Below are 23,771 nucleotides of genomic sequence, written 5' to 3'. Positions count from 1 at the left end.
GCTTCCTGCTGGTGGTGGTGGAGGTGGCGGGAGGAACCGGCCTCAGCGGCCGATCACCATCTGGGTGAAGGGCCACAGATAGGCCTGGGCCATGATCAGCAGGCCGACCAGCGCCGTCAGCGCCAGCGAGTGCCAGATGACGAAGCGCAGGATCTTGCCCTCATGCCCATGCCACTTGGTGGCGACGGCGGCGACGACGATGCTCTGGGCGTCGATCATCTTGCCCATCACGCCACCCGAGCTGTTGGCGGCGGCCATCAGCACCGGCGGCAGGCCCAACTGCTCCGACGACACCTTCTGCAGGCTGCCGAACAGCACATTGGACGCCGTGTCCGACCCGGTCAGCGCCACGCCCAGCCAGCCCAGGAAGGTGCCGAAGAACGGGTAGAGGAAGCCGGAGTTGGCGAAGGCGAGGCCCAGCGTGGTGTCCAGACCCGAATAGCGGGTGGTGTAGCCCAGCGCCAGCATCGCCGAGATCGTCAGCAGCGAGTTGCGGATGGCGTAGAGGGTGCGGCCGTAGGTCTTCACCATCTCGACCGGCGAATAGCCCATCAGGAAGCCGGAGATGACGGCGGCGATGAAGATGCCGGTGCCGGTCGCCGACAGCCAGTTCAGGACGTAGACGGCGGCCTCCGGATGGGGCTTGGCCACCACCGGCGGAACGCGCATCACCATGTTGTGCAGGCCGTCGATCGGGAACTTGAAGATCGATACGCCGTCGAGGAAGGTCTTGACCTCCGGGATGCCCCACAGGAAGACCAGGATGCTGAGGATCGCCCAGGGCATCCAGGCGCGGCGGACCTCGGCGGCGCTGTAGCCGTGGCTGCGGCGCGCCTCGCCCTCGACCACGGCGGCGCCGACACCCTGCGTGAGCGCGGACGCTCCGCCGGCGGTGTGCCAGATGGTTTTCGGGTGCCAGACCTTCAGGAACAGGGTGAGCGAGACCAGCGAGACGATGGCGGCGGCGACGTCCACCAGCCAGGGGCCGTGATAGTTCGACACCACAAACTGCGGGACGGCGAAGGATACGCCGGCGACCAGGATGGCCGGCCAGATCTGGATCATGCCGCGCCAGCCGGCGAAGGCGACGATCAGCCAGAACGGCACCAGGACGGAGAAGAAGGGCAGCTGCCGGCCGATCATCGCCGACAGGTCCAGCAGTGGCAGGCCGGTGACGGCCGCCAGCGCCAGCACCGGCGTGCCGAGTGCGCCATAGGCGACCGGGGCGGTGTTGGCGATCAGCGACAGGCCGGACGCCGCCAGCGGGGTGAAGCCCAGCCCGATCAGCATGGCGCCGGTCACGGCGACCGGCGTGCCGAAGCCGGCCGCTCCCTCGAAGAAGGCGCCGAAGCAGAAGGCGATCAGCAGAAGCTGGAGCCGGCGGTCATTGGTGATGCCGGTGATGCTTTCCTGCAGGATCTTGAACTGCCCGCGCTGCTCGGTCAGGTGATAGAGGAAGATGATGTTGACGACGATCCAGCCGATCGGCAGCAGGCCGTAAGCCGCACCCATCAGCGCGGTCTTTCCTGCCATCGCCACCGGCATGCCGAACACGGCGACGGCCACCGCCAGCGCGGTCGCCAGGCCCAGCAGGGCCGCGCGGTGCGCCTTCATGTGGAAGATGCCGAGACCGCCCAGCATCACCAGGACCGGCAGCGACGCGAACAGCGTCGACAGCCAGATGTTGTTCATAGGGTCGTAGACTTGCGACCAGGTCATCCTCGGGGGTCTCCTTCTCGGGGAGTGATGTCGGTCCGAACGGTGTCCCGGGAGAAGGCTGGCCGCATTTGGCTGCACCCGGCCTGCCCGCATCCTGACGGGAGGAGCGGGTGGAAGGCCGGACGTTCGGCAAAGCGGAGGCGTTCACCGCCGCCGGGGTCTTGCGGCCCCGATGCTCGCGGTGCGGATGCGCCCTTGTGGGGCCTGGTCCGTCCTGTCCCGGTACGTGTGGATGCACCTTCCGCCCCGGTTAAGCTTGGGGAAGACCCCTTGCCATTCGGGAAGCGGTGGACATCTCTTATCCATACGGTGGAACTTGGATAAAATATTTTACCAGACTGTGCAACGGCTGAATCGTTTGCCAAGCGGCCCACTTTGGTAGGGGGGTGCGACGTTGCCGGCCAGCCACTGCTCTGGACGCCTGTTCCGTCCATCGGTATTGAAGAGGATCAAGACGTGCAGGGAGAGGCCGCCTACCCAATGCAGGGGACGATCAAACCGGCCAAGCTGGCCGATGCCATTGCCGAGCATCTGGAGCGGTTGATCCTGGAAGGCGCATTGCGCCCCGGCGAGAAGCTGCTGGCTGAACGCGAACTGGCGGTGAAGCTGGACGTGTCGCGCCCGTCGCTGCGCGACGCCATCGCCAAGCTGGAGGAGCGCGGCCTGCTGGTCACCGGGCGCAGCGGCACCCATGTCGCCACCTTCCTGGCGCAGATCGCCGATCCGCTGATGACGCTGATGCGCAACAAGCCGGACGCGTCCTTCGACTATCTGGAGTTCCGCCGCTCCATCGAAGTGGCGGCGGCCGGGTTGGCGGCCCAGCGGGCGACCGACCTCGACCGCGACAGCATCCGCAGCATCGTCGCCCGCATGCAGACCGCCCATGGCAAGGACGACAGCTCGGAGGAGGCGGACTCGGACGCCGACCTGCATCTGGCGATCTACGAGGCGGCGCACAACGTCGTCATGCTGCACATCATGCGGACGCTGTCCGACCTGCTGCGCAACGACGTGTTCTACAACCGCACCGACCTCTACTCCCGGCCGGGCGTGCGTGAGCTGCTGCTGCAACAGCATCTCGCCATCGCCAATGCGGTTCTGGCCGGCGACGCGGCGGCGGCCAGTGCGGCGGCCGAGGCCCATGTGGAATTCACGCTGCAGACCCTGCGCGAGATCCGCGAGCACAACGCCCGTGTCCAGGTCTCGTTGCGGCGGATCGGACGCACCGACCTGATCGACAGCGGAGCTTGAAGGGGGTGGGGCGCCTCCTGCCGGCGTTCTCCGTCAAAAGTCATATGCAGGTAGGCTCAGCCCGACTGGCGGCAGAGCCTTGGCCGGGTTACACTGCGCGGGCAATCTTGCCTGATCGACGCCCATTCACCGACCGTCAGAGTGCCGCCCCGTGTCCTCTCCCAAGAAGCGCCGCATCCTGCTGATCGAGGATACGGTCCCGCTCGCCAAGCTCTACATCGAGTTCCTGCGCGCGGACGCCCATGAGGTCGTGCATTGCACCCGCGGGGGGGAGGCGCTGGACGCGGCGGCGGCATCGCCGCCCGATGCGGTGATCCTGGACCTGAAGCTGCCGGACATGGATGGGCTGGAGGTTCTGCAGGCGCTGCATGCCCGCGATCCCAGCGTTTCTGTGGTCATCATCACCGCCCACGGCTCCATCGATCTGGCGGTGGAGGCGATGAAGCTCGGCGCCTTCGACTTCATCGTGAAGCCCTTCAACGCCGACCGGCTGAACCTGACCCTGCGCAACGCGCTGGAACGGCGGACGCTGGCGCGGATGGTGGAGGGATACCGCAAGGATCTGGACCGCGGGCGCTTCCATGGCTTCATCGGCAGCTCGCCGGAAATGCAGGCGGTCTACCGGACCATCGAAAGCGTGGCCGCCAGCCGCGCCAACGTCTTCATCACCGGGGAGAGCGGGACCGGCAAGGAGGTCGCTGCCCAGGCCATCCACCGCGCCAGTCCGCGGCGCGACGGCGCCTTCGTCGCGCTGAACTGTGCCGCCATCCCGAAGGATCTGCTGGAATCGGAGATCTTCGGCCATGTGAAGGGCGCCTTCACCGGGGCGGCGGGCGACCGGCCGGGGGCGGCGCTGCTCGCCGACGGCGGCACGCTGTTCCTGGACGAGATCTGCGAGATGCCGTTCGACCTGCAGAGCAAGCTTCTGCGTTTCGTCCAGACCGGCACGGTCAGCCCGGTCGGCAGCGGGCGGGAGGAGCGGGTGGACGTGCGCTTCGTCGCCGCCACCAACCGTGATCCGCTGGCCGAGGTGCAGGCCGGCCGTTTCCGCGAGGATCTCTATTACCGTCTGCACGTCATCCCGCTGGCCCTGCCGCCGTTGCGTGACCGCGGCGACGACGTGATCGAGATCGCCCGCTCCTTCCTGATCGACTATGCGCGGGAGGAGGGCAAGTCGCTGTCGGCCTTCGCCCCGGAGGTGGAGGCGCGGCTGCGCGCCCATGACTGGCCGGGCAACGTGCGGCAATTGCAGAATGTCGTCCGCAACGTCGTGGTGCTGAATGACGGGCCGCGGGTCACGCTGGACATGCTGCCGCCGATGGGCGGTCCGGCAATCAGCAGTCCAGACGCCGGCGCCTCCCCGTGCGCCGCCTGCGGTTCGCCGGCCGCCGATGCGCCGGAGGAGGATGGCGCCGTGCAGCCGCTGTGGCGGGTCGAGAAGGACATGATCCAGAAGGCGTTGCGGCTGACCGGCGACGATGTGCCGCGCGCCGCCCTGATGCTGGAGATCAGCCCGTCCACCATCTACCGAAAGCTTCAGCAGTGGCGCGTCGCCGACGCCCGCGGCGCCGGGGAGAGTGCCGCTTGAGCGCGGGGGCGGTGCCGGCCGCTCTGCCGCCTGACGAGAGCCGGCGGCAGAGCGTTCTGGACTCCTACTGCATCCTCGACACCGCGCCGGAATCGGGCTTCGACAACATCACCCGGCTGGCCGGGCATTTCTTCGGCACGCGCATCGCGCTGGTCTCGCTGATCGACCGCGAGCGCCAATGGTTCAAGAGCCGGGTCGGGCTGGAGGCGACGGAGACCCACCGCGATCTGGCCTTCTGCGCCCACGCCATCCTGGACGATGGCGTGCTGGTTGTGCCGGACGCGACCAAGGACCCGCGCTTCGCCGGCAATCCGCTGGTCACCGGAGCGCCGAACATCCGCTTCTATGCCGGCGCGTCGCTGGTGGCGGATGGGCAGAAGCTGGGAACGCTCTGCGTCATCGACGACGTGCCCCGCGCCGGCTTCGACGACCGCGAGGCGGAGACCCTGGCGCAGCTCGCCCGGCTGGTGGTGGACGAGATGACGCTTCGCCGCGAGGTGGCCCGGCGCGAGCGGGCGGAAGCGGAGTTGCGCGACCGTTCGCGCCTGCTGAACCTCGCCGAGGAGATCGGCCAGTTCGGCCACTGGTACATCGATTTCGTCACCGATGCCCGCCGCTGGTCGGATGAGGTCTACCGCATCATGGGCCTGCCGCCGCAGCAGGAGCAGCCGACGGTCGAGCTGTCGCGCGCCTGCTACCATCCTGACGACCGGTCGCATCTCGCCGGTCTGGTCGAGCGAGCGCGGACGACCGGCGAAGGGTTCTCGGTCGAGGCGCGGGTCATCCGGCCGGACGGGTCGCTGCGCCATGTCTTCATCCGCGGCATGGCCGAATGCGGGGCCGACGGTCGGCCGGTCGGCCTGCTTGGAGTCGTGCAGGACATCACCGACTCCAAGCGGGAAGAGGCGGAACTGCGGTCGAACCGCGAGCTTCTGGACCTGACCGTCCAGGCGACGCGGGACGGCATCTGGGACTGGAACCTGGAAGGCGGCGGGATCTGGTTCTCCCCCACCTGGAAGGAGCAACTCGGCTATCGCGACGGCGAGCTGGAAAACAGCCTGGACATGTGGGCTGGCCTGATCTTCGAGGAGGACCGGATCGCCGCGTTGGAGATGGTCCGCGCCTACAATGCCGGGCTGATCCCGAAATTCGAGGCGGTTCAGCGCTTCCGCCACAAGCAGGGCCACACCGTCTACATCCTCAGCCGCGCCATCCACATCCGCGATGCCAATGGCCGAGTCGTGCGCATGGTCGGCGCCCATACCGACATCACGCGCGAAAAGCTGACGGAAGAGGAGCTGCGGCTCGCCAAGCAGACGCTGGACGACGCGATCGAGGCGGTGCCGGAGGGGCTGGCCTATTTCGACGCCGACGACCGGCTGATCCTGTGCAACGAGCGCTACCGCGAAGCCCATCCGCTGACGGCGCCGCTGCTGACCGCCGGCCGTCCGTTCGAGGACATCCTGCGCGCCGCCATCGCCAATGGCGAGTTCGCGGGCAATCCGGATGGCCCGAGCGACGAAGCCTGGATCCGGGCCGAGCTGGCCCAGCACCGCAACCCCGGCGCGCCGTTCGAGCGGGAGTTGCCCGACGGCCGCTGGATCGTGGTGGCGGAGAACCGGACCAGCAACGGTTCGCTGGTCTGCACCCGCACCGACATCACCGAGCGCAAGCGCTTCGAAGCGGAATTGCAGCGCCAGGCCGCCGACATGTGCGCGCTGGCCGAAGGGCTCGACGCCGCCCGCGAGGAGGCCGACGCCCTGCGCGCCCGCGCCGAGGCGGCGACGCAGGCGAAGTCGGAATTCCTGGCGGCGATGAGCCACGAGATCCGCACGCCGATGAACGGCATCATGGGCATGACGGAGCTGCTGTTCGACACCGCCCTGACCCCCGAGCAGCACCAGTTCGCCCAGGCCATCCGCAGTTCGTCCAACGCGTTGCTGACCATCATCAACGACATCCTCGACATCTCCAAGCTGGAGGCCGGCCGCGTCACCATCGAGACGCTGCCTTTCGACGCCGCCGATCTGGTGGAAGGGGTGGTGGAACTGCTGACCCCGCGCGCGCACGAGAAGGGGATCGAGATCGGCTTCTACATCGACCCGCTGCTGCGCCGCACGCTGCTGGGCGATCCGACGCGCATCCGGCAGATTCTGGTCAATCTGGTCGGCAACGCGGTGAAATTCACCGACGAAGGGTCGGTTGCGGTGGAGTTGGAGGCGCTGGACGCCACCGACTCCCATCTGGTGCTGCGCATCACCGTGACCGACACCGGCATCGGCATCGCGGCCGAAGCGCTGCCAACCCTGTTCAACAAGTTCCAGCAGGTCGACGGGTCGATCACCCGCAAGTTCGGCGGCACCGGCCTGGGGCTGGCGATCTGCCGCCAGTTGTCGGAACTGATGGGCGGCAGCATCGCGGTGGAGAGCAGCCCGGGTTCCGGCAGCCGTTTCCTGGTCGACCTGCCGCTGGCCCTGTCGGACGAGGCCCTGCCGCCGGCCGAACGGCCGCTGGCCGGGCGCCGCGCGCTGGTGGTGGACGATCTGGCGGTGAATCGCCGGGTGCTGGCGTCGATGCTCGACAGCCTGGGCGCCATGCCTGTCACGGTGGAAAACGGACCCGACGCGCTGGAGGCGTTGCGGCGTGCGGTGGCCGGCGGCCGGCCCTTCGACGTGGTGCTCGCCGATCAGACCATGCCCGGCATGGGCGGCGACGCGCTGCTGGCGGCGGTTGCCGGCGATCCGGCGCTGGCGGTGACGCGGCGCGTTCTGATCGTCACGCTTGGGCCGGCCGCGCGCACCGACGGCGTGCCCCAGGGGCTAGCCCACGCCACGCTGAACCGGCCGCTGCGCCAGAGTTCGCTGGCCGGCTGCCTGACCGGACTGCTGGCTGCGGCAACCCCCGCCGCTGCCGCGGCTGCCGCTCCGGCCAAGGACGCCGGGGCGGAGGAGGCGCCGCGCCGCGGCCGCATCCTGCTGGCGGAGGACAACCGCACCAACCAGCTGTTCGCCACCACCCTGCTGCGCAAGCTGGGCTATACGGTCGAGATTGCGGAGGACGGGGAGCAGGCGGTCGCGGCGGCCTGCCGCGGTGGCCTCGATCTGGTGCTGATGGACGTCCAGATGCCGGGGATGGACGGGCTGGAGGCGGCGCAGGCGATCCGGGCGCGCGGCGGCGCCCTGGCCAGCCTGCCGATCATCGCCCTGACCGCCGACGCCATGCCGGGCACGCGCGAACTGTGCCTGCGCGCGGGTATGAGCGATTACCTGACCAAGCCGATCAGCCGCACCGGCCTGCTGGCCGCGCTGGACTGCTGGATCGGAGCGTCGGAAACCCGGGCCGGGTCCGCCGGTGTCCCGGCCGATCCGGGTGACGGGAGCGGCGGTGACGGGAGCGGCGACGCGCTGGACGAGGCGGTGCTGGCCGATCTGGTGGAGACGGTGGGTGCCGACAATCTGGCGTTGATCGTCGACAGCTTCCTCGACGACGTGTCGCGCCGGCTTGAACGGCTGTCCGCGATGGCGGAGTCCGTTCTGGCCGGCACCGCCGACCTGCGGGCGCTGGCGGGGGAGGCGCACGACCTGTCCAGCCTCGCCGGCAGCTTCGGCGGGATGACGGTCATGCACCACGCCTGGCGCATGGAAGTCCTCTGCCGCAATGGCGACAGGGATCAGGCGGGCCAACTCCTGCCGGTGCTGCTGCACGAGTCCGCCCGGCTGGAGCGCTCCTTGTGCGAGCGCACCGGCGTGCAGCGGCCGGCGGCCTGAGTCTCCCGCCGGCCTTCCGGATAGCGGTCAGCCGGTGCCCGGCTGGGTCGAGCCGTCGGCATCCTCCGCCCGCTCCCGCAGCTCTTTCGACGACAGGCCGGCCGGCGTGGCGTCCTGCAGCGTTCCGTCGCCCGGCGTCTTGGTCATGTCCTCCCGTGGGGAACGTTCGCCAGCCGGGGTCTGGTCGTGGGTGTTGGCGCCGGGCGTGTCTGCGCCGGATTTCCGCGGCTGGGCCATTCCTTCGGAGGGGGTGCGTGTTTGAGGCGTGTCGGTCATGATGTCCTCTGCTATCTTCTGGAGGAGTCAACGACCAGGAAGGGTGGGGGTTCCGCTCCCGGCCGATCCTTGCGTCAGACCGGGAGAAGACGGCGCGGCGCCGCAAGGGGCGAACGAGCGCGCGATACAAGCGCGCCGCCCATGCGCGCCGAAGACGGGCCAACCACCAAGGTCCGGCAGCGGAGGCCGCGAGCCGCCGCCCGGCCGGCCAGCAAGGAGTGTGAGAAGGTCATGGAATCGAGCAAGCACACGCCGCACGGCGATGTGAACCAGGTCGGCACCGTCACGCTGACAGACGATGCCACCGGCAAGACCTTGAAGCTGCCGGTGCTCAGCGGGTCGACCGGTCCCAACGTGATCGACATCCGCAAGCTCTACGCCGAGACCGGCTATTTCACCTACGATCCGGGCTTCACCTCCACCGCCGCCTGCGATTCGGCCATCACCTACATCGACGGCGACCAGGGCGTCCTGCTGCACCGCGGCTATGCCATCGCGGATCTGGCCGAGAATTGCGACTTCCTGGAGGTCTGCCACCTGCTGCTGAACGGCGAACTGCCCAACCCGCAGCAGAAGGCCGATTTCGAGCGCACCATCACCTATCACACGATGGTGCATGAACAGCTCGCCAAGTTCTACAGCGGCTTCCGCCGTGACGCCCACCCGATGGCGATCATGTGCGGCGTCGTCGGCGCCCTGTCGGCCTTCTATCACGACTCCACCGACATCTTCGATCCGGTGCAGCGCAAGATCGCCGCGCACCGCCTGATCGCCAAGATGCCGACCATGGCCGCCATGGCCTACAAGTACACGGTCGGCGAGCCCTTCATGTATCCGCGCAACGACCTGTCCTTCGCGGAAAACTTCCTCTACATGACCTTCGGCACGCCGTGCGAGGAATGGAAGGTCGATCCGGTCCTGTCGGAGGCGATGGAGAAGATCTTCATCCTGCATGCCGATCACGAGCAGAACGCCTCGACCTCCACCGTCCGTCTCGCCGGTTCGTCGCACGCCAACCCGTTCGCCTGCATCGCGTCGGGCATCGCGGCGCTGTGGGGTCCGGCCCATGGCGGCGCCAACGAGGCCGTGCTGAAGATGCTGGAGGAGATCGGCTCGGTCGAGCGTATCCCCGAGTTCGTCCGCCGCGCCAAGGACAAGAACGACAGCTTCCGCCTGATGGGCTTCGGCCACCGGGTCTACAAGAACTACGACCCGCGCGCCAAGATCATGCGCGAGACCTGCTATCAGGTTCTCGACCGGCTTGGCATTCAGGACGAACCGCATCTGTCCATCGCGATGGAGCTGGAGAAGATCGCCCTGTCGGACGAGTATTTCGTCGAGAAGAAGCTTTATCCGAACGTCGACTTCTACTCGGGCATCATCCTGAAGGCGATGGGCTTCCCGACCAGCATGTTCACCGTGCTGTTCGCCGTGGCCCGCACCGTCGGCTGGATCAGCCAGTGGAAGGAGATGATCGAGGACCCGGCCCAGAAGATCGGCCGCCCCCGCCAGCTCTTCACCGGCTACGCCGCCCGTCCCTTCGTCCCGCTGGACAAGCGTTGATCGGTCGAATTACGGCGTCCCCTCTCCAAAAGGAGAGGGGCACCCTGTGACCCAGCCTCTCCAACTCGGCCTGTCGGTCGCCATCGTTGCGGTGACCGGCGGGACGCCGCGTGTCGTGACAGTGCGCAGCGGCTTTTCCGTGCCGGAAGACCACCGGCGCGGCGACGAGCCGTTGCCGCATCGTGACGCGCTGCCCGGCGCGCCCTTCGAGCCCGACCGCTTCCGCACCCTGCAGGACGGCGTGCGCGCGGTGGCGGAGGGACTGTCGGGGCTGGCGCTGCGCTATGTCGAGCAGCTCTATACCTTCGGTGACCGCTACCGCGATCCGCACGAGCTGTTCGGCGGTCCGCGCTCCGTCGTGGTCGGCTATCTGGCGCTGGTCCGCGACGGCCCGCTGGGCGGCGAGGCCTCGGCCGAATGGCGCGACCTCTACGATCATTTCCCGTGGGAGGATTGGCGCGACCAGCGCCCGCCGCTGCTGGACGCCGTGATCGCACCGGCGCTCGGCGGCTGGATCGCCTCGGCGCCTGACGAGGGCACCCGACTGCGAAGGGCCGAGCGTGCCCAAATGGCCTTCGGTTTGGACGGTGCCGACTGGGACATGGAGCGCGTGCTGGAGCGCTTCGAACTGCTCTACGAGGCCGGGCTGGTGGTGGAGGCCTTCCGCGACCGTGACCTCGCCGCACGGGTCGACCCGTCGGTGCGGGCCAGTGGGCCGATGCCGCGGGCGCTCGGCCGGCCGATGGCGCGCGACGGCCGGCGCATCCTGGCGACCGCGCTGGAGCGACTGCGCGGCAAGCTGCGCTATCGCCCCATCGTCTTCGAACTGCTGCCGCCGACCTTCACCCTGCATCAACTGCAGCTGGTGGTGGAGGCGCTGTCCGGCGAGCGGGTGCACAAGCAGAATTTCCGCCGCCTGATGATCTCCGGCGGCTTCGTCGAGCCCACCGGCCAGTATGAAAGCCAGACCGGCGGCCGGCCCGCCGAGTTGTACCGCTTCCGCCGCCAAGCCATCCACGAACGCACCAGCGCCGGTGCCATCCCATCCGCGGACGGATAAGGGTAAAATCCATCGGAAACTTCGACGCGCGGCATTGGGCGCAGTTGTCAACAGGCGGCTGCAAGCGGATACTGGTGGAACGGTTTTAAACCCGGACTGTCCATAGCCGGAAAGTTTCAAGAAGGCCGATGTCGCACCGCATCCTGATCGCCGACGACCACCCGCTGATGCGCACTGCATTGACCCAGACCATCGGTCAGGCGATTCCCGGCGCCGTGATTTTGGAAGCGTCGCGGTTCGACCATATCAAGCCGCTTCTCGATACCGGGGAGCCGCCGGACATCATCCTGCTGGACCTGCACATGCCGGGGATGAGCGGACTGATCGGGCTGATGATGCTGCGCTCCGAACATCCGGCGATTCCGGTGATCGTGGTGTCGGCGTCGGAGGATCCGGTGACGATCCAACGCTCCATCGACTATGGCGCCTCCGGATTCGTCCCGAAATCGGCTCCGAACACCCAGATCGTCGAGGCGATCCATGCCGTGCTCGACGGCGAGCTTTGGTTGCCGGAGATCAATGGCGGCCCCGAAACCGATGCCCCCGACCCCGCCCAACGCGCCGCCACCCTGACCCCCCAGCAACTCCGCGTCCTCGCCGGCATCGCCGAAGGCAAACTGAACAAGCAGATCGCCTACGAGATGAACGTCGCCGAGACGACGGTGAAGGCCCATGTCACCACGATCCTGCGCAAGCTGGGCGTACTGACTAGAACGCAGGCCGCGGTGCTGGCGAGCCAGCTGGCGCTGTCCGCGGCACCGCCGCCGCCGGTGGAGTGAGGCAGGCATCGCCCCCTCCCCATCCCTCCCCCGCTAACGCGGGAGAGAGGACTGCCGCCGCTTTGCACAAGGCACCATCTCCCTCGAAGAGGGGGAGGGTTGGGGAGGGAGCACAGTGCGTCAATCGCTCGCCATCCGCTGCCCCTCCGCCAGCAACTGCCCCAGCAGCGCCCTTAGCGCACCCGGACGCACCGGCTTGTAGAGCAGCCGGCAGCCCGCGGCTTCGATGTCCTCCCGCACGGTGGCGTCGCGGTCGGCGGTGACGACCGCCGCGGGGATGTCGCTGCCCAGCCGGGCGCGCAATGTCCGCAGGGCCTCCACGCCGGTCAGGCTGCGGTCGAGGTGGTAGTCGGTCAGGATCACGTCGGGCGTGCGGCCCTCCAGCTTCTCCAGGGCAAGGTCGGGGGCGGCCGCGGTGACGACGCGGCAGGACCAGCTGGACAGCAGATCCTCGGTGGCGCGGGCGATGGCTGGCTCGTTTTCCAGGCAGAGCACCAGCACGCCGCGCAGGTCGCGGCCGCGTGGACGAACCACCACGGCGCGGGCGGCGACCGGCTCGTCGGTCAGCGGCACCAGCACGGAGAAGGCGCTACCCCGCCCAACCTTTGAGCGCACCTGGACCGTATGGCCGAGGATGCCGGCCAGACGCTCGACGATGGCGAGGCCGAGTCCCAACCCCTTGCCGCGGTCGTCGCCTTCATTGTCCAACTGCCGGAACTCCATGAAGATTTCCGGCACCTTGTGTTCGGGGATGCCTGGCCCGGTGTCCCACACCTCGATCGACAGGAAATGTCCCCGCCTGCGGCAGCCCAGCAGGATGCGGCCCGTGCGGGTGTAGCGCACAGCGTTGGCGAGGTAATTCTGCAGGATGCGTCGCAGCAGCGTCGGGTCGCTGCGCACCGTGGCCGAACAGTCGACCACGCGCAGCCCCAGCCCGTGGCGGCTGGCCAGCACGGTGAACTCCTCGCCCAGCGGCTTCAGCAGTTCCTCGATGCGCATCGGCACCGGGTTCGGCTTCACCACGCCGCTGTCGATCTTTGAAACGTCCAGCAAATCGCCCAGGATCTGCTCCACCGACCGCAGCGAGGCGTCGATCTGGCGGATGGCGCTGTCGCCGTTGCGTTCCGACAGGGCCGACAGGAACAGCCGGGCGGCGTGCAGAGGCTGCAGCAGATCGTGGCTGGCGGCGGCCAGGAAGCGGGTCTTGCCACGGTTGGCGCGCTCGGCCTCCGCCTTGGCTTCCGACAGGGCGTGTGTGCGCTCCTCGATGCGGCGTTCCAGCGACTCGTTGGCTTCGCGCAGGGCAGCGGCGGCGCGGTGGCGCTCCGTGACGTCGGTGTAGACGGCGACGAAGCCGCCGCCCCGTGGCTTTGAACTGGGCATCGGGTTGGTGGCGATCTCCAGCACCGTCCCGTCGGGCCGCACCCGTTCATAGACGTCGGGCCTGTTGCGGCGGCGCGGGTCGGAACGCCGCTCCAGCAGGGTCTCGATTTCGCCATTGCGGCCATATTCGCCGCGCCGCGCGATCAGCCCGACGATGTCCTGCAGCGAGGTGCCGACCTGGACGAAGCCGTCCGGAAGATCCAGCAGGACCAGGAACTGGTTGTTCCAGGTGGCGACGCGCCAGTCCTCGTCGAACACCGCGATGCCTTGGGGCACGTTCTCGACCGTGGCGCGCAATAGCTCGTGCTGCTTCAGGATGGCGCGCGACGCCTCGTCGATGATCGACCGCGCGTCGGTGCGCGACAGCCGGCGGTCCGACAGCAGCCCGGCCACCACCACGCGGGCCGACGCCGAACCGACCGCACCGGCCAAGAGCCGTTCGGTCAGCTGGATCGCCTCCCCGTCGGTGCGTGTCAGCAACGCGGTGCGCAGATCGCCCTCGGCCACCCCGGTGAACCGGCGGAAGGCGGCGTCGGCGCGCGGCTGCCCGACATAGCGTACCGCCAGATCGTGCAGGTCGGCCAGCGTGGCGCCGCGCGGCCCGTGCGGTTCGCCGTCGGAGGCGCGGCGCAGGCTCATGAAACGGGCGGCCTGCTGGCGCTCCAGCGTCGACGGACGGGTCAGCAGCGACACCACGACGAACAGCAGGATGTTCGGGCCCAGGCTCCACAGGGCGGCGTTGGTCAGCGGGTCGATGCCGGCGATGCCGGCCAGCGCCACCGGGCTGAGGCCGGTCAGGCCGAACGGACCCTCACGCAGCGCGCTGGAGGCCAGCCAGCCGGCATCGGCGAAGGACGGCAACAGCATGGTGTAGGCCCAGCCCAGGAAGCCTGCGCAGATGCCGGCGAAGGCGCCGCTGCGGCTGGCCCGGCTCCAGATCAGGCCGCCCAACAGGGCGGGGGCGAACTGCGCCACCGCGGTGAAGCTCATCATGCCGATGGTCGCCAGCGGAAAGGCGGGGCCGATCAGCCGGTAGCAGCCATAGGACAGCAGAACCAGCACGATCACCGCCGACCGCCGCACCAGCAGCAGGATCCCCGCCGGATCGTCGCGCAGCCGCCGGTCGTCGGGGCGCAGCGCCATCAGCAGCGGAACGGCGATGTCGTTGCAGATCATGGTGCTGAGCGCCACCATCTCCACCAGGATCATGCTGGTGGCGGCGGAAAGCCCGCCGATGAAGGCCGCCAGCGCCAGCCACGGCCGGCCCTGGCTCAGCGGGATGGACACCATGAAGGTGTCGGCGTTGGTCGTGCCGTCGGGAAGCAGCATCAGCCCGGCCAGCGCCACCGGCAGGACGAACAGGTTGATGGCGACCAGATAGGCGGGGAACAGCTTGGCCGACGACCGCACGTCGCCGGCATGGGTGTTCTCCACCACCGCGACGTGGAACTGGCGCGGCAGGCACAGGATCGCCAGCCCGGACAGCAGGCAGGCCACCCACCAGTCGGTGCCGATGCTGTCCAGCCTGATCAGTTCGAGGAATCCGGGATGGCGGACGGCGGCGTCGATGAAGGTGGCGGGGTCGCCGAAGACGGAAAAGGCGATGGCGCCGCCCACCCCCAGCGCCGCGGCCAGTTTCACCACCGATTCGGCGGCGATGGCCATCATCAGCCCGCGGTGATGTTCGTTGGCCGACACGCTGCGTACGCCGAACAGGATGGCGAAGGCCGCCATCAACAGCGCCGCCATCAGCGCGGTCCCGCCCGGCATCTGGCTGAGATCGGTGCCCAGCGATGCTCCGGCCAGGATTTCGAAGCTGACGCTGATCGCCTTCAACTGCAGGGCGATGTAGGGCAGAAGCCCGATCACGGCGGCGATGGTGACCAGCGCCGCCAGACTGCGGCTCTTGCCGTAGCGGGCGGACAGGAAGTCGGAAATGGAGACGACGTTCTCCGACTTCGCCACCCGGACGATGCGGGCCAGAATCGGCCAGCCCAGCCCGATCATCAGGATCGGCCCGACATAGATCGGCAGGAAATAAAATCCCCCCGTCGCCGCCCGCCCGACCGCGCCGTAGAAGGTCCAGGAGGTGCAATAGACGCCGAAGCTCAGCGCATAGAGCCAGGGCGTGCGCCGGTCGCTGCCATGATTGCCGGTGCGGTCGCCGTACCACGCGATGGCGAACAGCGACAACAGATAGGCCAGCGATGCGGCCAGGATGAACCAGCTTTCCATGGGGCTTTGCGCATCCCGTTTTTGATTTTCACTCCCTGCGGGAGACAGCTTATCACAAGGCGCGCATGTGCGCCGCGCCCGCATTCGCCACCCACCTTCGGCCGCACGCATAAGGCGGATACCGGCCTTGGACGGGGGCAAAGGTGGCCGCCCGACCGCACCTCCGGTGAGCGTGGCACTCTTCCGACCCGCCGTTGTTCTTCCTGCCGGGCTGCAAAGCCTTTGGTCGAACACGCAAGGCTAAGGAGAGTCCGAATGGTAGCGGTCAGCGCCGGTTCCCAGACCAGCATCAACACCGATGAACTCGGGGTGACGGGTATCCGGGGCGGCACGGTCACCGTGGCCACGCCCAGCCAGCTCGTCATCAGCTATCCGGACGGCCGGTCCACCGACTTCCGCGGCAATTTCACCTATGACGCGGCCACGCAGACCCTGACCGGGGGCACCATCGCCAGCGTCACCAACGCCACGAACGGCGTTCCCGACCTGTCGGTGTCGCAGTTGAACCTGCCGGTCGCGACCGCACTGGGTTGGGCTGCGGCCGGTACCGACGCGGAGGCGATCCGCGATGCCCTGCTGAGCGGCAACGACAGCCTGACCGGGTCGGACTTCAACGATACGATGCGCGGCTATGCCGGCGACGACACCATCAACGGCGGCCGGGGCGACGACCTGCTGGATGGCGGCAAGGGCGTGAATATCATCGACGGCAGCGACGGCATCGACACGGTGGTCCGCCACTCCTCGCGGGCCGACAGCGGCGCCGTCAAGCACGATGGCGAGATCTACGTGATCGACGCCAACGGCTATGACCGGCTGACCAATGTCGAGTTCATCCAGTACGCCGACCAGACGGTTGCCGGCGCCACCGCCCCGGTGTTCGACGGCCTGTCCTATCTCGCCGCCAACACCGACCTTGCCGCGGCCTACGGCACGGACTCCGATGCCGCCTTCGACCATTACCGGTCCTTCGGCTGGAGCGAGGGGCGCACCCTGACCTTCAATGCCGCGGGATATCTCGCCGACAATCCGGACATCTTTGCCGCCTTCGGCACCGACACCAGCGCGGCGACCCGTCACTATATCGAAATGGGGCGGCTGGAAGGCCGCCAGACCGATTTCGATTCCATGAGCTATCTTGCCGCCAACCCGGACCTGATCGCCGCCTTCGGCACGGACACGACCGCGGCGGCGCTCCATTATGCCCAGTTCGGCCGCAACGAGGGCCGGAACCTGGAGTTCGACGCCTCGTCCTATCTGGCGCGCTATCCGGATCTGCAGGCCGCCTTCGGCACAGATCTGCAGGCCGCGACCAACCATTACGTCCAGTTCGGCTACCAGGAAGGCCGCGACGCCTCGCCGCTGGCCACCGGCACCGCCTTTGCCGCGGCCGACGCCACGCAGCCGCACGCGGCGCTGTCGATTGCCTGACGGACGCGCCAGACGGAACCCGGACGGAAAATGGGCGGAGGGAAATCCCCTCCGCCCATTTCCTTTGCGGGACCATCGCCGGTTCAGGCGAAGGCCGGTAGCGTCAATCGTGCTGGTAGATGTCCACGTCCTTGGTCTCGCGGACGAACAGCAGGCCGATCACCAGGGTCGCGGCGGCGATGACGATCGGGTACCACAGGCCGGAATAGATGTCGCCGGTGGCCGCCACGATGGCGAAGGAGGTGGTTGGCAGGAAGCCACCGAACCAGCCGTTGCCGATGTGGTAGGGCAGCGACATCGAGGTGTAGCGGATGCGGGTCGGGAACATCTCCACCAGCATGGCGGCGATCGGGCCGTAAACCATGGTCACATAGATGACCAGCACCGTCAGCAGGGCGATGACCATCACCGTGTCGATGCGGGCCGGGTCGGCCTTCGGCGGGTAGTTGGCCGCCTTCAGCGCGTCGCCCAGCCCCTTGTCGAAGGCGGCGCCCGCCGCCTTGGCGTCGGCCGGGGTGGCGGCGGTGGCCGGACCGTGGCTCAGCGACACGGTGGTGTTGGCCTGCGGCAGGGCGGAATAGCCGGGGATGACCGTGCTGCCGACCTTGATCGAGGCGACGGTACCGGCCGGCCCCGCTTCGTTGGTGTAGGGGATGCCGCGCTTCACCAGGGCGCTCTTGGCGATGTCGCAGGAACTGGTGAACTGGCTGGTGCCGACCGGGTTGAACTGGAACGAGCATTCGTTCGGATCGGCGACGACGACGACCGGTGCCGTGGCGATGGCTTCCTCAAGCGCCGGGTTGGCGTAGTGGGTGATGCCCTTGAACAGCGGGAAATAGGTCAGGCAGGCCAGCAGCAGTCCTGCCATGATGATCGGCTTGCGGCCGATCCTGTCGGCCAGCGAACCGAAGATCACGAAGAAGGGCGTGCCGATCAGCAACGCCGCCGCGATCATCAGGTTGGCCGCCTGGGCATCGACCTTCAGCGTCTGGGTCAGGAAGAACAGGGCATAGAACTGGCCGGTGTACCAGACCACCGCCTGACCGGCGACGAGGCCGAACAGGGCGAGCAGCACGATCTTCAGGTTCTTCCACCGGCCGAAGGATTCGGTCAGCGGCGCGGTCGAATGCTTGCCCTCCTCCTTCATCTTCTTGAAGGCGGGCGATTCGTTCAGCATCAGCCGGATCCACACCGAGATGCCGAGCAGCACGATGGAGATCAGGAACGGGATGCGCCAGCCCCAGGCGTTGAAATCCTCCGGCGACATCGAGACGCGGCAGCCCAGGATGACCAGCAGCGACAGGAACAGGCCGAGCGTCGCAGTGGTCTGGATCCAAGAGGTGTAGTTGCCGCGGCGGCCATGCGGCGCATGTTCGGCGACATAGGTGGCGGCACCGCCATATTCGCCGCCGAGAGCCAGACCCTGCAGCAGGCGCAGCCCGATCAGGATGATCGGCGCGGCGATGCCGATCGAGGCATAGTTGGGCAGGATGCCGACGATGAAGGTCGACAGGCCCATGATGAGGATGGTGACAAGGAAGGTGTATTTGCGGCCGATCATGTCGCCGAGACGGCCGAAGACCAGGGCACCGAAGGGCCGGACCGCAAAGCCGGCGGCGAACGCCATCAGGGCGAAGATGAAGGCCGCGGTCGGGTTCACGCCCGAAAAGAACTGCGCGGCGATGACCGCGCTGAGCGATCCATAGAGATAGAAGTCGTACCACTCGAAAACCGTCCCGAGCGAGGACGCGAAGATGACTTTCTTCTCCTCGCCCGTCATCGGTCGGACGGCATCAGCCGTCGAAGCCGCATAGGCCATGGTTTTCACCCTCCCAAGTGAATAAGCCAGGACTGTGGTTGGTTTTTTGTGAGCGGCACATCGTGGTCATGCCGTTGAATGACCGAGCCCGCTTCTTGGTCGTTGTGCAGATAGTTGCGTATACAAACTATCGGCGTCACCCCCGACCATGGTCGGGGGGCAACGGGGCACGGTATTGGGTTACACTGTTCTATTGTGCGAATTCGGCCGTTTGCCGGCACAGCCCTTACTGGAAAACCGGGGCATAGAGCAGCCCGCCCTGCGTCCAGGGCCGATTCACGCCGCGGTCCAGCTTGAAGGGGGACCGGCTGCCGAGATTGCGGTCGAAGATCTCGCCGTAATTCCCGACCTGCACCACCGCCTGATAGGCCCAGTCCGGACGCAGGCCCGCCTTGGCCGCCACTTCCGGCATGCCGGACAGCAGGCGCCGCATCTCGCTGCTGCCGGTGATGCGCTGGAAATTGGCGTTGGCGCCGGTGACGCCGGCATCGTCGGTCAGGAACAGCGCGAACATGACCCAACGCACCGCCGCCATCCACATGCGGTCGCTGTTCGGCGTCAGCGGCGCCAGCGGCTCGCGGGCGGCAACGGAAGAAGCCACGGGGGTGTCGGCGATTTCCAGCGCGTCCTGCGGCGCGTCCAACATATGCAGCGCCGTGGTCAGCAATGCCCGGTCTGCGCTGACCGCCGCGCAGTCGCGGCTGAGGAAGGCCTCCAGCGTGTCGGGCCAGCCGGGGAAGCTGCGCAGCTTCCAGAGTCGCTTGCCGCCGGCGATCAGGGACTCCAGTTCGGCCTGGGTGGTGGTCCCGGCCGGAACGCAGACCGTCAGTTCACCGTCCAGCGCCGACCGGCCGTCGGGCAGCCGCCACGCGGCGATCCCCTGCACGTCGTAGAAGATCGGCGGCCCGAAATCGACGGCATAGGTCGCATCCCGCGTCAGCGTCCAGGAGGTCTGGGCGAAGGAGACGTCGACCTCGCCGGTGGCGACCGCGGCGAACTCCTGCAGCTTCGACAGCCGGCGGACCTCGATGGCGTCGGCCTTGCCCAGCACCGCAGCCGCCAGCGCCCGGCACAGATCGACCATGAAGCCCACCGGACGGCCACCGTCGTCGTTGGCGGCGAAACCGGGATTGAAGGACACCCCGCAGCGCACAACCCCACGCCGCTCGATTTCCGCCAGCACCGGCCGGTCGCCGTTGCGTGCGGCGGCGGGTTCCGGCTGTGCCGCGGTGGCTCCGGTGCCGGCTCCAGTAAAGAACTGCAGCGCCAGCAGCAGGCCGAACGCGACGGCAACAGGCTTCGACCCCATCCTTCTCCCCTTATCCCACGGATGGGCTATGATACGCTGCGATCGTTCTCGCGCAAACGATGCGGGACCGGATGAGCAGGGACAGGAATGGCGGACGGCAGCGGGTCGGGGTCTGGCGGTTCTGAACCGGGCAAGGCCGGGATGGTCAGGATCGGCGTCGGGGCGCGGCTGTTCGGCGCGCTCGCCTTCAACGGGCTGGTCGCCTTCCTGATCGGGCTGGGCGCCTACATCGCCTTCGACGGGCTGCATGCCGGCATCACCAAGGTCACGTCGGAGCAGTTCCCGGCCGTCGTCGCCTCCGCCAAGCTGGAGCGTCAGCACCAGCGGATCATGCGGACCCTGGAACAATTGGCTCTGTCGGAAGAGAATTTCGGACGCGAAACGATCAAGCAGGGGCTGGCCGACCAGCTGGACGGCTATGATCGGCTGCTGGCCGAGTTGGATTCGGCAGACGGCCGGCAGGCCCAACGGATCGCCGGGCTGAAGCTGCAGCGCGACGAGATTCTGCGGCTGCGTGACGCCATCGACCGCGGCGTCGCCGCCCGCATCGCCGCCCGCCGCGCCCTGGCCGACCGCACCCGCGACGTGCGGCGGATGGCCGACGCCCTGGCCGAACCGGCGCTGCGCGGGGTGGAGGATGCCGGCGTGCAGCGCTGGCTGGCGATGGCGGAGCGACTGCTGTTCCTGATCGCCTCGGTCCATCAGGCGGAGAACAGCTTCGCGCTTGCCCGGCTGGCCGACAGCGCCGCCGCGCAACTGGCGGCGCTGGACGGGTCGGTTCCGGCGGGGGACGTGTCGGACCGGCTTGCCCGGCTGGCCGAGGGCATGCGGTCGGTGGTGGAAGGCGACCGCTCCGTCTTCCGCCAGCGGCAGGCAGAATTGCAGGCGTCGGAGATGCTGAACGGGCTGGTCGACCGCGCCAATCAGGTGTCGCTGGTCAACACCGGGCTGAACACCGGCATCTTCGTCGAACAGACCAAGGCGGCGGAGGAAAGCCGCCAGCAGGTGATCGAGGTCTCCACCACCTACACCCGCCTGTTCTTCGCCTCGGTCGGCGTGGTCGTGCTGGGGATGGTGCTGTCGGTTCTGTATGTGCGGCGCAAGGTGCTGGCCCGGCTGTGGGCGGTCAGCGAGGCGATCCGCGATCGCACCGGCGGCGGCCGGGCCGAGGTGCCGGTGACCGGCGCCGACGAGATCGGCCAGCTTGCCCGCGCGTTGCGCTTCTACATCCAGGAGACGGAGGACAAGAGCGCGGCGCTCCGCCGCAACGAGCAGTGGCTGCGCACTGTGCTGGAGGCGGCACCCGTCCCGCTGGTGATCTCCGGCCGCACCGACGGCCAGATCCGATTCGTCAACCGCCGCGCCGCCGACCTGTTCGAAGTGGACGAGGCCGGCGAGTTGCTCGGCCGCCCCGCCGCCAGTGTCTGGTACGTCCCGCAGGTGCGCGACGAGTTCGTCCGCGACGTCTTCACCAGCGGCATCGCGCTCGATGTGGAGACGGAGCTGGTGACCCAGTCCGGTCGCCGGTTGTGGGGCCTGCTGTCTGGCATCGCCTTCGAATTCCAGGGCGAGGAGGTGCTGCTCAGTTCAGTCGTCGACATCACCCGCCGCCGCGAGGCGGAGGAGCTGTTGCGCCGGACACAGGCCTTCCTGGATGCGGTGATCGACAATGTGCCGAGCGTTCTCTACGTGCTGGACGGCGACAGCGGCCGCGTCGTCCTGTGGAACCGGGCGGCGGAGGATTGTTTCGGCACCCGCCGCGCCGACATCGAGAACCGCACCCTGGCCGAGGTGCTGGGGCCGGAAACCGGCCGGGCGCTTGCCGGCGGCGATCCCGGTTCGATGCGCTCGCTGGGGGTGGAGGAGCTGGTGCTTCCCCGCCATGGCGAGAACGCGGTCTTCGCCCTGCAGCGCCATCCCTTTGAATGGTCTGGCGACGGACGCTGCCGCATCATCTGCGTCGCCAACGACATCACCGCGTCGCGCCGGGCTCGTGAGGAGCTGCGGCAGGCCAAGGAACGGGCGGAGCGCGCCGACGCCGCCAAGACCGAATTCCTCGCCACCGTCAGCCACGAGATGCGCACGCCGCTGAACGGCATCCTCGGCCTGTGCCGGCTGTTGCTGACCGGCCAGCTGCATGCCGGGGAGCGGCGCTATGCCATGTCGATCATGCGCTGCGGTCACGGGCTGCTCGATCAGGTCAACGACATCCTCGATCTGCGCAAGATCGAGGACGGCAAGCTGGACCTCGACCCCGCTCCCTGCGCCCTGCTGCCGGTGCTGGAGGAAGTCGTTGCGACAGTGGAAGGACTGGCGAACGAGAAGGGGATCGACCTCGACCTCGACATCGCGCCGGAGGTGCCGGAGCTGGTGGTGGTCGACCGCCAGCGGCTGCGTCAGATTCTGGTGAACCTCGTCGGCAACGCGGTGAAGTTCACCGAACGCGGCGGGGTGGACCTGCGCGTCGACATCGAACCGGCTCCGGAACGTTCCGGCTCCGGAGAGATGCTGCGTCTGGCCGTGCGCGACACCGGCATCGGCATCCCGGCGGACCGCCGCGCCGCCATCTTCGAAAAGCTGGAGCAGGCCGATCCCACCATTGCCCGGCGTTTCGGCGGCAGCGGGTTGGGGCTGGCCATCGTCCGCCACCTGCTGGACGCCATGCAGGGCAGCATCCGCGTCGACAGCGCGGAGGGGCTGGGCAGCGTCTTCACCGTCACCATCCCGTTGCAGCGGGTGATCGAGCCGGCGCTTCCCGCCCGGCCCGGCCGGCTTCTGCCGATCAGCCGGGTGCGCTCGCTGGCCCTGCTGCTGGTGGAGGACGACGCGATCAACCGCGAGGTGGCGCTGGGCCTGCTGTCCGACGCCGGCCACCGCATCACCGTCGCGGAGACGGGGGAAAAGGCGCTGGAGTTGGCGACGCGGCGGCGTTTCGATGCCATCCTGCTGGACATCCGCCTGCCCGACATCGACGGGCCGGAGGTGGCGCGCCGCATCCGCGCGCTTGAGGACGGCGACCGCGCGGCGGTGCCGATCGTGGCGGTGACCGCCAACGTCTTCGCCGCCGACCGCGCCCGCTATATCGCCTCCGGCATCGATGCGGTGATCGAGAAGCCGATCTTCCCGGAACGCCTGATGCACCTGCTGTCGAACGCCGTTGCGGCGCGGTCCGACGGGGACGAGGAGACGGGTGCCGGATCGGTGCCGGTCGAGCCGTCCGCTCGTCCGCCGGTGGTGGAGGACGACGTGAACGAGGAGATTCTGGAGCGCTATATCCGTTCGCTCGGTCCGGCGCGCTTCACCACCATCCGCGGTCTGCTGCTGGAATCGGCGCAGGACGGGCTGCCCCGCCTGACCGCCGTCGACAGCTCTGACGAGGAGATCGAGGACATCGCCCACCGGCTTGCCGGCGCCGCCAGCCATTTCGGCCTGACCGGCTTCGTCGGCCTGATGCGCGCGGTGGAGGACGGCATGCGCGAAGGCCGCCGCGCTGAGGCGCAAGAGTTGGCCGCCACCGCGGAGTCGGCGTTCAGCCGTGGCCTCGCGGCGATGGATGCGGTGCGGGGTGTGCTGGAGGGGGTTTGAGGCGGG

At 68.3% G+C, this 23,771-nt stretch carries 13 protein-coding genes; 8 read left to right on the top strand and 5 right to left on the bottom strand.

All coding sequences use genetic code 11. The features are described 5' to 3' along the window. Positions 1–42: 42 nt before the first annotated feature. Positions 43–1,719, bottom strand: a complete 1,677-nt coding sequence (locus TSH20_RS08115) for an L-lactate permease (RefSeq protein WP_109074256.1) — start codon at positions 1,717–1,719, stop codon at positions 43–45. Positions 1,720–2,199: 480 nt separating this feature from the next. On the opposite strand from TSH20_RS08115, the gene TSH20_RS08110 reads away from it, so the two are divergent. The 3 genes from TSH20_RS08110 to TSH20_RS08100 all read left to right on the top strand — a co-directional run bounded on the left by TSH20_RS08110 (position 2,200) and on the right by TSH20_RS08100 (position 8,325). After that, on the top strand, positions 2,200–2,970 hold the full coding sequence (locus tag TSH20_RS08110; RefSeq protein WP_109074255.1) for an FCD domain-containing protein: 771 nt from the start codon (positions 2,200–2,202) through the stop codon (positions 2,968–2,970). 151 nt (positions 2,971–3,121) lie between these two features. Further along, a complete protein-coding gene (locus tag TSH20_RS08105; protein ID WP_109074254.1) occupies positions 3,122–4,558 on the top strand; it encodes a sigma-54 dependent transcriptional regulator in 1,437 nt (478 codons plus the stop codon). Continuing rightward, positions 4,555–8,325, top strand: coding sequence for a response regulator (locus TSH20_RS08100; protein ID WP_247871423.1), 3,771 nt, complete (start codon positions 4,555–4,557; stop codon positions 8,323–8,325). The genes TSH20_RS08105 and TSH20_RS08100 overlap by 4 nt, the downstream gene beginning before the upstream one ends. Before the next feature lie 27 nt (positions 8,326–8,352). Here TSH20_RS08100 and TSH20_RS08095 read toward each other — a convergent pair whose 3' ends face one another. Continuing rightward, the gene (locus TSH20_RS08095) at positions 8,353–8,601 is read right to left on the bottom strand and encodes a hypothetical protein (RefSeq protein ID WP_109074252.1); all 249 of its coding nucleotides are present in this window, start codon (positions 8,599–8,601) and stop codon (positions 8,353–8,355) included. A 231-nt stretch (positions 8,602–8,832) separates the two neighbouring features. Between TSH20_RS08095 and gltA the strand changes: the two genes are divergently transcribed. From gltA to TSH20_RS08080, 3 genes are all read left to right on the top strand, one after another. Further along, positions 8,833–10,164 (top strand): citrate synthase, encoded by a 1,332-nt coding sequence (gene gltA, locus TSH20_RS08090; protein WP_109074251.1) that lies wholly within the window; start codon positions 8,833–8,835, stop codon positions 10,162–10,164. A 46-nt stretch (positions 10,165–10,210) separates the two neighbouring features. Further along, complete coding sequence (locus tag TSH20_RS08085; RefSeq protein WP_109074250.1) at positions 10,211–11,224, top strand: hypothetical protein; 1,014 nt, start codon at positions 10,211–10,213, stop codon at positions 11,222–11,224. A 128-nt stretch (positions 11,225–11,352) separates the two neighbouring features. Next, positions 11,353–12,003: a response regulator transcription factor gene (locus TSH20_RS08080; protein ID WP_109074249.1), complete on the top strand. Its 651-nt coding sequence runs from the start codon at positions 11,353–11,355 to the stop codon at positions 12,001–12,003. Positions 12,004–12,123: 120 nt separating this feature from the next. On the opposite strand, the gene TSH20_RS08075 is transcribed toward TSH20_RS08080, so the two are convergent. Beyond that, the gene (locus tag TSH20_RS08075; RefSeq protein ID WP_109074248.1) at positions 12,124–15,621 is read right to left on the bottom strand and encodes a NahK/ErcS family hybrid sensor histidine kinase/response regulator; all 3,498 of its coding nucleotides are present in this window, start codon (positions 15,619–15,621) and stop codon (positions 12,124–12,126) included. 255 nt (positions 15,622–15,876) lie between these two features. Between TSH20_RS08075 and TSH20_RS08070 the strand changes: the two genes are divergently transcribed. After that, entirely contained in the window at positions 15,877–17,052 is a 1,176-nt protein-coding gene (locus tag TSH20_RS08070) for a hypothetical protein (RefSeq protein ID WP_109074247.1), read from the top strand. A gap of 103 nt (positions 17,053–17,155) precedes the next feature. Here the strand turns inward: TSH20_RS08070 and TSH20_RS08065 are convergent, their stop codons facing one another. Both TSH20_RS08065 and TSH20_RS08060 read right to left on the bottom strand, forming a co-directional pair. Continuing rightward, a complete protein-coding gene (locus TSH20_RS08065; RefSeq protein WP_109074246.1) occupies positions 17,156–18,871 on the bottom strand; it encodes an MFS transporter in 1,716 nt (571 codons plus the stop codon). 226 nt (positions 18,872–19,097) lie between these two features. After that, positions 19,098–20,180 (bottom strand): transporter substrate-binding domain-containing protein, encoded by a 1,083-nt coding sequence (locus tag TSH20_RS08060; protein WP_109074245.1) that lies wholly within the window; start codon positions 20,178–20,180, stop codon positions 19,098–19,100. Positions 20,181–20,267: 87 nt separating this feature from the next. Between TSH20_RS08060 and TSH20_RS08055 the strand changes: the two genes are divergently transcribed. Then, positions 20,268–23,765, top strand: a complete 3,498-nt coding sequence (locus tag TSH20_RS08055) for a PAS domain-containing hybrid sensor histidine kinase/response regulator (protein ID WP_109074244.1) — start codon at positions 20,268–20,270, stop codon at positions 23,763–23,765. Positions 23,766–23,771 lie beyond the last annotated feature (6 nt).

Source organism: Azospirillum sp. TSH20 (assembly GCF_003115935.1).
Classification (GTDB): domain Bacteria; phylum Pseudomonadota; class Alphaproteobacteria; order Azospirillales; family Azospirillaceae; genus Azospirillum.
Note: the sequence above shows the minus strand (reverse complement) of the source record. Positions and strands in the feature narration are given on the sequence as shown.

What these genes read in the sequence shown, in the direction of transcription:
- TSH20_RS08075 (WP_109074248.1), bottom strand. Translation starts at nt 15,621, where the DNA reads ATGGAAAGCTGGTTCATCCTGGCCGCATCGCTGGCCTATCTGTTGTCG.
- TSH20_RS08055 (WP_109074244.1), top strand. Translation starts at nt 20,268, where the DNA reads ATGGCGGACGGCAGCGGGTCGGGGTCTGGCGGTTCTGAACCGGGCAAG.
- TSH20_RS08070 (WP_109074247.1), top strand. Translation starts at nt 15,877, where the DNA reads ATGGTAGCGGTCAGCGCCGGTTCCCAGACCAGCATCAACACCGATGAA.
- TSH20_RS08080 (WP_109074249.1), top strand. Translation starts at nt 11,353, where the DNA reads ATGTCGCACCGCATCCTGATCGCCGACGACCACCCGCTGATGCGCACT.
- TSH20_RS08110 (WP_109074255.1), top strand. Translation starts at nt 2,200, where the DNA reads ATGCAGGGGACGATCAAACCGGCCAAGCTGGCCGATGCCATTGCCGAG.
- TSH20_RS08065 (WP_109074246.1), bottom strand. Translation starts at nt 18,871, where the DNA reads ATGGCCTATGCGGCTTCGACGGCTGATGCCGTCCGACCGATGACGGGC.
- TSH20_RS08095 (WP_109074252.1), bottom strand. Translation starts at nt 8,601, where the DNA reads ATGACCGACACGCCTCAAACACGCACCCCCTCCGAAGGAATGGCCCAG.
- TSH20_RS08060 (WP_109074245.1), bottom strand. Translation starts at nt 20,180, where the DNA reads ATGGGGTCGAAGCCTGTTGCCGTCGCGTTCGGCCTGCTGCTGGCGCTG.
- gltA (WP_109074251.1), top strand. Translation starts at nt 8,833, where the DNA reads ATGGAATCGAGCAAGCACACGCCGCACGGCGATGTGAACCAGGTCGGC.
- TSH20_RS08115 (WP_109074256.1), bottom strand. Translation starts at nt 1,719, where the DNA reads ATGACCTGGTCGCAAGTCTACGACCCTATGAACAACATCTGGCTGTCG.